Here is a 9,583-nt window from a genome sequence, read left to right as displayed (position 1 = left end):
CGCTGACGGCTGGCCATCAGTAGCTGCACGACAATCAGCAGGCGGCGGCGATCGACAATATCGGACAGCACGCCCGCCGGCAGCGCCAGCAGAAACACCGGCAGCGTGGCGGCGGTTTGCATCAGCGCGACGGCGGTGGGGTTATCGGACAGGCCGGTCACCAGCCAGGCGCTGGCGACGTCACGAATAAAACTGCCGGTATTGCCGAGTACCGAAGCGGTCCAGATCAGGGCAAACAGCCCGTAACCAAAGGGTGAGAATGCACCGCTGCGCGCGGGAGTCGGAGTGTGCTGGCTCATCATCATAATCCTGTTAGTGTGCGATGAGGGCACTTTACGAAGCCTGCCTCTCCGCAGATAGCGGAAAAAATCGGCCAACTTGTACAAGGTTTTTTGACGGCAAAGCGAGACAAAAATCTTTGCACAAGTTGTCAAAATCTCTGCTTTAGGTTTTTCCTGCAGCTCGCGGTAGTTTGATTGCCAGACACGACATTACTGATTAACGGAGACAAAACATGAGCACATTCAAAACCAAAGACGGCGTAAACCTCTACTACAAAGACTGGGGCAAAGGTCAGCCCGTCCTGTTCAGCCACGGCTGGCCGCTGGATGCGGATATGTGGGACAGCCAGATGAACTTCCTGGCCGAGCGCGGCTACCGCGCGATCGCTTTTGACCGTCGCGGCTTTGGTCGCTCAGAGCAGCCATGGGAAGGTTATGATTACGATACCTTTGCGGATGACATCCACGGCCTGATTGAGCATCTGCAACTGAACGACGTGACGCTGGTGGGCTTCTCCATGGGCGGCGGCGATGTCTCACGTTACATTGGTCGTTACGGCACCGCTAAAGTGAAAGGTCTGGTGCTGCTGGGCGCGGTGACGCCGATCTTCGGTAAAACTGACGATCACCCTGAAGGGGTGGAAAAAGCGGTATTTGACGGTATTAAAGCGGGTTTACGTAAAGATCGTGCGCAGTTCATTAAGGATTTTGCGGCACCGTTCTACGGCACCAATGCAGGGCAAACCGTCTCGGACGGTGTACTGACACAGACGCTGAACATCGCGCTGCTGGCTTCACTGAAGGGCACGCTGGATTGTGTTACCGCGTTTTCAGAAACCGACTTCCGCGCGGATATCGCCAAAGTGGATGTGCCGACGCTGGTAATCCACGGCAGCAACGACCAGATCGTACCGTTTGAAGCGACCGGCAAACTGGTGCATGAGATGATCGAAGGATCAGAGCTGAAGGTGTATGAGAATGGCCCGCACGGCTTTGCCGTGACGCATCAGGAGCAGCTGAATGCTGACCTGCTGGCGTTTTTGCAGCGTTAAGGGGAGGGGCGGAGCGTAACGTATGACGTTGCTCCGCCGGCGGCCCTGAGAGGTCGCCGCAACCGAGCGTTACGGACATTGCGTAGCGGCTGTCCCACGGGACGGCCGCCAATCGCACCGGAATTAATCCGCGAGCAGATGACCATACATAGCCATCAACCGCCGCGTCACGCCGTTGGTCCAGCCGAAGCCATCCTGCAACGGATATTCGCCACCGCCGCCCGGACGGGCACGCTCTCCGCTGATGTCATACTTCTCCACCAGCTTGTGATGCAGAGAATAGAAGTTCTTCACCGTATTGAGCCAGTTCACTGCAATCTCGGTAGCCAGCGTCTCTTCACCGTAGTGATTCAGTCCGACCACCGCCATCCACTGCAGCGGTGCCCAGCCGTTAGGTTTATCCCACTGTTCGCCGCTTTCCACCATCGATGTTACCAGGCCGCCCTGGGTGAGCAGCAGCTGACGCAGCGCCACCGCCTGCAGATGCGCCTGCTCAGGTGAAGCAATGCCAAGGAACAGCGGCACCACCGCAGCTGCCGTGAAGGCACCAAAGCGCTCATTGCGCCAGTCGTAGTCGCGGTAAACGCCCGCCGTGTTATCCCACAGATAGCGGTTAATCGCCTGTTTACGCGAATCCGCCTTTTTCTGCCATGCCAGCGCGGTCAGCTCTTCACCTTTGGCATGAGAGAGCGTCGAGATCATCAGCTCCAGCTTGTACAGGAACGCGTTAAGATCGACCGGAATAAACTGCGTCGTGCGAATACTTGCCAGACGCTGAGGATCGCGCAGCCAGCGCGACGAGTAGTCCCAGCCAGAAGCCGCACCGGCACGCAGATCACGATAGACCTCGCTGGCAGGGCGGCTCGATTTACTGGCGGTCTCCACATCCTCCATCCACGACTCGTCACGCGGCGTATCGCGGTCGTCCCAGTAGCGATTCAGCAGCGAGCCGTCCGGCATGCGCACCACGTGGCGATAAGCCTGATGCGGCATCAGCTCGCCCGCGCCATCCATCCAGAACTGATACTCTTTCATCAACTGTTCGAGATAGCGTTTCGCGCCGCGGATACCGTCCTCTTCAAACAGCTCCACCATCAGCGCAAACACCGGCGGCTGCGAACGGCTGAGATAGTAAGTCCGGTTACCGTTAGGGACATGGCCGTAATTATCGATCAGCCATGCGAAGTTATCAGCCATATGGCGCAGCAGGTCATCGCGTCCGGCCTCTGCCAGTCCCAGCATGCTGAAGTAAGAGTCCCAGTAGTAGGTCTCACCAAAGCGTCCGCCGGGCACGACGTAAGGTTTCGGCAGCGGCAGCAGCGACGAGTGCGGCAGATGCTGCTGCGGCATTTTGGTTAATACCGGCCACAGATCATCGATATGTTCCGTCAGGGTTTTATCCGGATTCGAAACATAGAAATTCTCATTCACCTGCGGCAAATAGAAGTGTTCATGCACAAACTGTTCGAGGTCGAATTCTGCTGCGCGTTTACGGCGACGATAGCGGATTAAAATATCCAGCGGATCGAATTTCGGTGCACAGTCCGGGAACGTTTTGCTGTCCGCAAAAATACGCGCCATCTGTACATGCTCGAACAGTTCAAGATAGCGATCGGCAGGGGTCAGGGCATCCGGCGCAGGCAGGCCTTCGATCAGCTCTGGCTCTGGCTCCGAATCCTGCATGCCTTCGCGGATTAATTCGTGAGGATCGTATTGATACCCCAGATCAGCATGGGCTTCGTGTTCCCCGAAAGCTAGACGTTGCTGGTGGTTAGTATTAATAGCGGCCTCCTGAAATTGCCTGGTTGCTCAAAGAACAAATTATAGATCCCTCATATGACCCGACAACAATGCGAAATATCTATGAACGTAATAAATCTTGTCGATTGATCCGGGTTTTGCATGAAATTTCAGTGATTACAACGCACTATATTTCAGGAAATTAAAGCTGTGGTTTAAATGAATCTTCAAATACCTGTCCGGAAAATTCTGTAAATAATAAAACCGCTAAAAATGAAGGAAAAATCGGTCATTAGCTTGATCATTTAATGGCAAACGAGGCGGGAAAGCATCAATACAAGCGCCGGACAGAAGAGGCACTTCCTGTCCGGCATCACATCAATTTGCAGTTTACTGCGCCAGCGTCGCCTTAATCACCCCGGCAAACGGCGTTGTCGGACGGCCGATCAATCTGCTCAGCGTATGGCTGTTATCAAATAGTGCGCCCCGGGCTGCACCCGCATCAGAGTCGGCCAGCAGATCGGCAAAAGCATCGGGTAGTCCGGCTCCCTTCAGCGCGGCAGCAAACTCCGCCTGCGGCAGATTAACATACTCTACTTTCTCACCGGACTGCCGGGAAATTTCAGCACTGAATTGGGCCAGCGTATAGCTATCGTCACCGGCCAGTTCGTACACCTTGCCCGCCTGCTCATCACGCGTCATCACTTCCGCTGCGGCGGCAGCGTAATCGCGGCGCGCGGCAGAAGCGATCCGGCCTTCGCCGGCTGCACCGATAAAGGCGTGATGGGCCAGCGCTGGCGCGATGCTGGCGGCATAGTTTTCGGTGTACCAGCCGTTACGCAGAATTGCATGAGGTATGCCGGAGGCTTTAAGCAGCGCTTCGGTTGCCCGGTGCTCACCGGCAAGGCCAAGGGGCGACGTGTCGGCATGCAGCAGGCTGGTATAGGCAATAAACGTCACGCCTGCTGCCCGGGCGGCCTCAATCACGGCGTTATGCTGGGCTTCACGCTGGCCGACTTCGCTGGAGGAGATCAGCAGCAGTTTATCAACGCCGCGCAGGGCGCTGTGCAGCGTTTCGGGCCGGTTATAGTCTGCCGTACGCAGCGTGACGCCCAGCGCTTGCAGGTCCTGTGCGCGCTCCGGCGCACGGACTGCAGCGATCACTTCATGGGCAGGAACTTTTTTTAACAGCTCATCAATCACTAAACGGCCAAGCTGGCCGGTGGCGCCGGTAATCGCAATCATGAAGCTCTCCTTTCATCTCTACTGGTGTGAAAGCAGGCTAGGGCATAAACTAACTTTTAGTAAGTACTTACAGATTTGTTAGTTTGAACGGAGTAAAGTAAATGGCTGAAAACCTGAGTGATAAATTTGATCGTGGTGAGCTGCTGAACGTGAATTGCCCGTCACGCGAGGTCTTAAAGCGCATCACCAGCCGCTGGAGTGTGCTGATACTGCTGGCGCTACGCGCCGAAACGCTGCGGTTCAGCGAGCTGCGCCGCCGGATTGGTGGCGTCAGTGAACGTATGCTGGCGCAAACGCTGCGTCATATGGAGGAGGACGGTTTCATTGAACGCATCGCTTATGACGTGGTGCCGCCGCATGTGGAGTATCACCTGACCGCGCTCGGACATGAGGTTGAAGGGCATGTGATTGGTCTGGCTGACTGGCTGGAGAGCAATGTGCATCGTATTGTGCGGGTGCCTGCTTCAGCGTAAACGCGCAGGCTGAGTGCAAATAAAATCGGTCCCCGCAGGCGTTAATTGCGCGCCTGCTCACAAATGCCACAGAAAAGCAGAAAATAATTCCGTTTTAGTCTAAAGAAGCGCTTTGTTAATTAGCAAAGTTATCTTGAGGTAAAATGTGCACTTTTTTTTACACGCGCAGAGTGGTAACCGCTTCTGCCGTTTTGGTTGAATCGCCAAATAATAACTAAATTAGCCAGTTACCTGTCAGGTCGTCACTTCTCTTCGTTTTTCTTAATAACAAAATTGTCACAATAAATTAGGGTGTTTAACCTTAACTTAGTGATTTTAAACAACTAGTTTCTGGCAAAAACAATGATCGAAATCAAAAAATACTGTTATAGTTTTAGCCACTCCTTCTGTTTCTTTTTGTTCTCGCCGTCTGCCTTACATTTGGCGCGAATCTGTTTCAGGCGTAGCAGAAAATACCTTCCTGCGCCGCCTTGTTAATTATAAGTAAAAATTCGGTGTAATCTTGTGGCAATGAGGTAAGCAATGTTTGGATTAGATGCTTTTCACCTGGCCAGGATTCAGTTCGCCTTTACTGTCTCCTTCCATATTATTTTCCCGGCCATCACCATTGGTCTCGCCAGTTTTCTGGCGGTGCTCGAAGGCATGTGGCTAAAGTCCCGTAATGAGACCTATCGCGATCTCTATCACTTCTGGTCTAAGGTCTTTGCCGTTAACTTCGGCATGGGCGTGGTGTCCGGTCTGGTGATGGCGTATCAGTTTGGTACCAACTGGAGTGGCTTCTCACAGTTTGCCGGCAGTATTACCGGCCCGCTGCTGACCTATGAAGTGCTGACCGCCTTCTTCCTGGAGGCCGGTTTCCTTGGCGTTATGCTGTTTGGCTGGAACCGCGTGGGGCCGGGCCTGCACTTCTTTGCAACCTGCATGGTCGCGCTGGGGACCATTATCTCAACGTTCTGGATTCTGGCGTCCAATAGCTGGATGCATACGCCACAGGGTTACATTATTGAGAACGGCATTGTGGTGCCGCAGGACTGGTTCAAAATCGTCTTTAACCCGTCCTTCCCGTATCGGCTGTTCCATATGTCCGTCGCCGCCTTCCTGGCGAGCGCCTTCTTTGTCGGCGCATCGGGCGCATGGCACCTGCTGCGCGGAAACGATAATCCGGCAATCCGTAAAATGTTCTCCATGGCGCTGTGGATGGCGCTGATCGTTGCCCCTATTCAGGCGATGATCGGCGATGCGCACGGCCTGAACACGCTGGAGCATCAGCCGGCGAAAATCGCCGCGATTGAGGGGCACTGGGAGAACCCGCCGGGAGAAGCGACGCCGCTTATCCTGTTCGGTATTCCGGATATGGATGAAGAGCGCACCAAATATGCGCTGGAAGTGCCCTATCTCGGCAGTCTGATCCTGACGCACAGCCTTGATAAGCAGGTACCGGCGCTGAAGAGCTTCCCGAAAGAGGATCGCCCGAACTCGCTGATTATCTTCTGGTCGTTCCGCGTCATGGTGGCCATGGGGCTGCTGATGATCACGCTCGGCGTGTTTAGCCTGTGGCTGCGCTATAAAAAGCGCCTCTATAACTCACGTCCGTTCCTGTGGTTTGCCCTGCTGATGGGGCCTTCAGGCCTGATTGCCATTCTGGCCGGCTGGTTCACGACGGAGATTGGCCGTCAGCCGTGGGTGGTCTACGGCGTGCAGCGCACCATTGATGCCGTCTCGGCACATGGCGACCTGCATATGAGCATCAGCCTGCTGGCGTTCATCCTGGTCTACTCATCGGTATTTGGTGTGGGTTACATCTACATGATGCGCCTGATTAAGAAAGGCCCGGAAACCGGCGAAGGTCATGACGTGGCGCTGGGCGGTCCTGGTCAGCACCATACGCCAGCGCGTCCGCTGTCTGCGGCGAAAGAGCGCCTGAACCATCCGCAGGAGGAAAAATAACATGATCGATTTCTCCATTATCTGGTTCGCGATCATCGTCTTCGCCACCCTGATGTACATCGTCATGGATGGCTTTGATTTGGGGATCGGCATTCTGTTCCCGTTCAACAAAGATCCGGTTGAGCGTGACATGATGGTGAACACCGTTGCGCCCGTCTGGGACGGCAACGAAACCTGGCTGGTACTGGGCGGCGCGGGCCTGTATGGCGCGTTTCCGCTGGCCTATTCGGTGATTGCTGATGCGCTGGCGATTCCGCTCACGGCGATGCTGATTGGCCTGATCTTCCGTGGCGTGGCGTTTGAGTTCCGCTTCAAAGCCACGGAAGAGCACCGTCCGTTCTGGGATAAATCCTTTATCGCCGGTTCACTGCTGGCGACCTTTAGCCAGGGCGTGGCAGTGGGCGCGATGATAGATGGCTTCCCGGTAAAAGGGCGTGAGTTTGCCGGTTCAGCGCTGGACTGGCTGGCGCCATTCCCGCTGTTCTGCGGCGTGGGTCTGGTGGTGGCTTATGCGCTGCTGGGCTGCACCTGGCTGATTATGAAAACTGAACACGAACTGCATCGCAAGATGTCAGCGCTGGCTACGCCGCTGGTGATTGCGCTGTTAGTGATTGTCGGGATTATCAGCCTGTGGACGCCGTTTAGCCACGACGCTATCGCACAGCGCTGGTTCAGCCGTCCGAACCTGTTCTGGTTCCTGCCGGTGCCTGTGCTGGTGCTGCTGTGCTCATGGGGCATTATTCGCGCCATCAAGCGTGAAGCGCACTATTCACCATTCCTGCTGACGCTGGCGCTGGTGTTCCTGGGCTTCTCCGGATTGGGTATCAGCGTATGGCCAAACATCATTCCACCGTCGATCACCATCTGGGCTGCCGCGTCACCGCCGCAGAGCCAGGCGTTTATGCTGGTGGGTAGCCTGCTGATTATTCCGGTCATTCTGGGTTACACCTTCTGGAGTTACTACGTGTTCCGCGGAAAAATCAAAGCCGATGAGGGGTATCACTGATATGCAAACCGAGGTCAGCAATATGAAAACCCATACTGAGACGAAAGCTCCCTGGTGGAAGCGCGTGCTGTGGCTGGTGATCATCTACGGCGCAAGCGTGCTGGCACTGGGTGTGGTGGCATCGCTGTTTCGTATGATGATGACGGCAGCGGGGATGCGCTCGCACTGAGTTGCGATGCGCGAGCAGCCCTATAGGTTGCCACGCCGCTGCCGATAAAAAGTCAGCTATACCAATGGCCGTCCCGTGGGGCGGCCATTTTATGTGGTGGGCAGCGAATCATTAGTTGCCTAAGCAATTAATGCTTTTCGCGTTACGCTCTCTTTACTCTTCCTTACGTTAGTCATACGTTTTTGTTATATTTATGTGACGGATAACGCAAAACGCGCCTGCCTGACTCACCTGATTAAAAAAATGCTCAGCCTGAATTTAAAAAAACAGTACATCAATGATCTGGTGGACTGGATTGAAGCGAATCTGACCGACGAGCTCAACATCGATCTGATTACCCTGAAATCCGGTTACTCCAAGTGGCACATGCAGCGCATGTTCAAAGAGATGACCGGTCAAACGCTGGCGTCCTATACGCGTAAGCGCCGCCTGACGCTCTCGGCGATGGCGCTGCGCCTGACCAGCATGCCGCTGATTGATATCGCCGTGCGCTTCGGTTTTGATAATCAGCAAAATTTTACCCGGGTATTTAAAAGCCACTTCTCGTTGACGCCGGGCGTCTATCGCCGCATTCCTGAGATGCTGATGAAGGATTTCCACAGCCGCATCTCCACACAGCGCGAATGGGTTAATGCCCGACTGGTTGAGAAGCCAGAGCTGCAGTTGTGTGGTGAGGTGATCGAATGGGAGTGCCGCTTTGGCGAATACATCGATCATCACAATCATGTGGTGGCGCAGCATACGCGGGATTTCATCGCTTTTGCCGGTCAGCACGTGCAGCGCGGCTGGCTCGGTTTCCAGTTCAGTCCGGGGACACACTCCGCCGATCAGCAGCACATTAGTCTGTTTCAGGCGCTGGAGAGTCAGTACGCCGACGTACTGCCGCGCAATGTACAGAACTGGACCGGTGAAAAAGGGCTCTATGCCGAGATTGACTGGCACGGCGCCCCGGAGGAGATCAACGCCTTTACTGCCGAGATCTACTATAACCACTTGCCCGCCCTGGGCGTGGCGCGCCGTCCCGGCAAAGACCTGCTGAAGCTGGATTTGAAATACAGCACGCCCGATCTTCTGCAGGGCACGTTTTACATTCCCGTCAGCGTCGGCTAATGCATAAATCGTGCGGTAAACTGTGACAAACCGCACGATTTTATAAAAGCATCCGCCGGGGTAGCGTAAAATCCTCCATCGAAACCTGACTGGCCGCGTAAAACTCCAGCTGCCGCAGATCAGGCTGGATATTCATCTGCATTTCTGGTCCGTTCCGGACCGACCAAGTGATAAAAGAAAAAATTATGCGACTTTTACCGTTGTTTCTCTCAACAGCGCTTGTGGCGTTCTCCTCGCTGGCAAGTGCACAAATGGCTGAGCCATTCTCACCACCGGGCGGCCTGCATCCGCACCAGCCGCACTGCGCGCAACATGAGATTCTGGGCGATAACCCGCTGCCGCAGCAGCATGCTGACGATGCCAGCCTGATTAACTGCACCAACCACCAGGCCTGATAGCGCCCTCTGCTGGCCCGCGCCTCCCGCGCTTAAAAACAATATCGTATCCGTAGTGGCGGCCTGAAGGGCCGCCGTTGCTGCTTTGGTGCGCCTGGCTGGCGGCCCTGACGGGTCGCCACTCCGAAAGTCAAAACTGGCTTGGGTAGAGAAGCAGCGATATCC

The 9,583-nt window shown here is 55.1% G+C and carries 10 protein-coding genes; 7 read left to right on the top strand and 3 right to left on the bottom strand.

Annotated features, from left to right (window positions below):
- A partial coding sequence (locus HA48_RS21265; RefSeq protein WP_208613164.1) for an MFS transporter occupies positions 1-299 on the bottom strand: 299 nt, incomplete at its 3' end.
- A 215-nt stretch (positions 300-514) separates the two neighbouring features.
- On the opposite strand from HA48_RS21265, the gene HA48_RS21260 reads away from it, so the two are divergent.
- Positions 515-1,333 carry an alpha/beta fold hydrolase gene (locus tag HA48_RS21260; RefSeq protein WP_128603089.1) on the top strand — a complete coding sequence of 273 codons (819 nt, stop codon included), beginning with the start codon at positions 515-517 and terminating at the stop codon, positions 1,331-1,333.
- 123 nt (positions 1,334-1,456) lie between these two features.
- On the opposite strand, the gene treF is transcribed toward HA48_RS21260, so the two are convergent.
- The gene (gene treF, locus HA48_RS21255) at positions 1,457-3,115 is read right to left on the bottom strand and encodes an alpha,alpha-trehalase TreF (RefSeq protein ID WP_128603088.1); all 1,659 of its coding nucleotides are present in this window, start codon (positions 3,113-3,115) and stop codon (positions 1,457-1,459) included.
- A 348-nt stretch (positions 3,116-3,463) separates the two neighbouring features.
- A complete protein-coding gene (locus HA48_RS21250) occupies positions 3,464-4,318 on the bottom strand; it encodes an SDR family oxidoreductase (RefSeq protein ID WP_128603087.1) in 855 nt (284 codons plus the stop codon).
- A gap of 101 nt (positions 4,319-4,419) precedes the next feature.
- On the opposite strand from HA48_RS21250, the gene HA48_RS21245 reads away from it, so the two are divergent.
- The 6 genes from HA48_RS21245 to HA48_RS21220 all read left to right on the top strand — a co-directional run bounded on the left by HA48_RS21245 (position 4,420) and on the right by HA48_RS21220 (position 9,418).
- The gene (locus HA48_RS21245; protein ID WP_128603086.1) at positions 4,420-4,791 is read left to right on the top strand and encodes a winged helix-turn-helix transcriptional regulator; all 372 of its coding nucleotides are present in this window, start codon (positions 4,420-4,422) and stop codon (positions 4,789-4,791) included.
- A gap of 522 nt (positions 4,792-5,313) precedes the next feature.
- On the top strand, positions 5,314-6,738 hold the full coding sequence (locus HA48_RS21240; protein WP_128603085.1) for a cytochrome ubiquinol oxidase subunit I: 1,425 nt from the start codon (positions 5,314-5,316) through the stop codon (positions 6,736-6,738).
- Position 6,739: 1 nt separating this feature from the next.
- A complete protein-coding gene (cydB, locus tag HA48_RS21235; protein WP_128603084.1) occupies positions 6,740-7,744 on the top strand; it encodes a cytochrome d ubiquinol oxidase subunit II in 1,005 nt (334 codons plus the stop codon).
- 22 nt (positions 7,745-7,766) lie between these two features.
- Entirely contained in the window at positions 7,767-7,913 is a 147-nt protein-coding gene (locus tag HA48_RS21230; protein ID WP_370664115.1) for a DUF2474 domain-containing protein, read from the top strand.
- A gap of 243 nt (positions 7,914-8,156) precedes the next feature.
- On the top strand, positions 8,157-9,023 hold the full coding sequence (locus HA48_RS21225; RefSeq protein ID WP_128603082.1) for a helix-turn-helix domain-containing protein: 867 nt from the start codon (positions 8,157-8,159) through the stop codon (positions 9,021-9,023).
- Positions 9,024-9,274: 251 nt separating this feature from the next.
- Entirely contained in the window at positions 9,275-9,418 is a 144-nt protein-coding gene (locus HA48_RS21220) for a hypothetical protein (protein WP_244182924.1), read from the top strand.
- Positions 9,419-9,583 lie beyond the last annotated feature (165 nt).

Origin of the sequence: Pantoea wallisii, from assembly GCF_002095485.1 — a bacterium.
GTDB lineage: Bacteria > Pseudomonadota > Gammaproteobacteria > Enterobacterales > Enterobacteriaceae > Pantoea > Pantoea wallisii.
The sequence above is the reverse complement of the archived record's forward strand: the minus strand, read 5'-3'. Positions and strand labels throughout refer to the sequence as shown.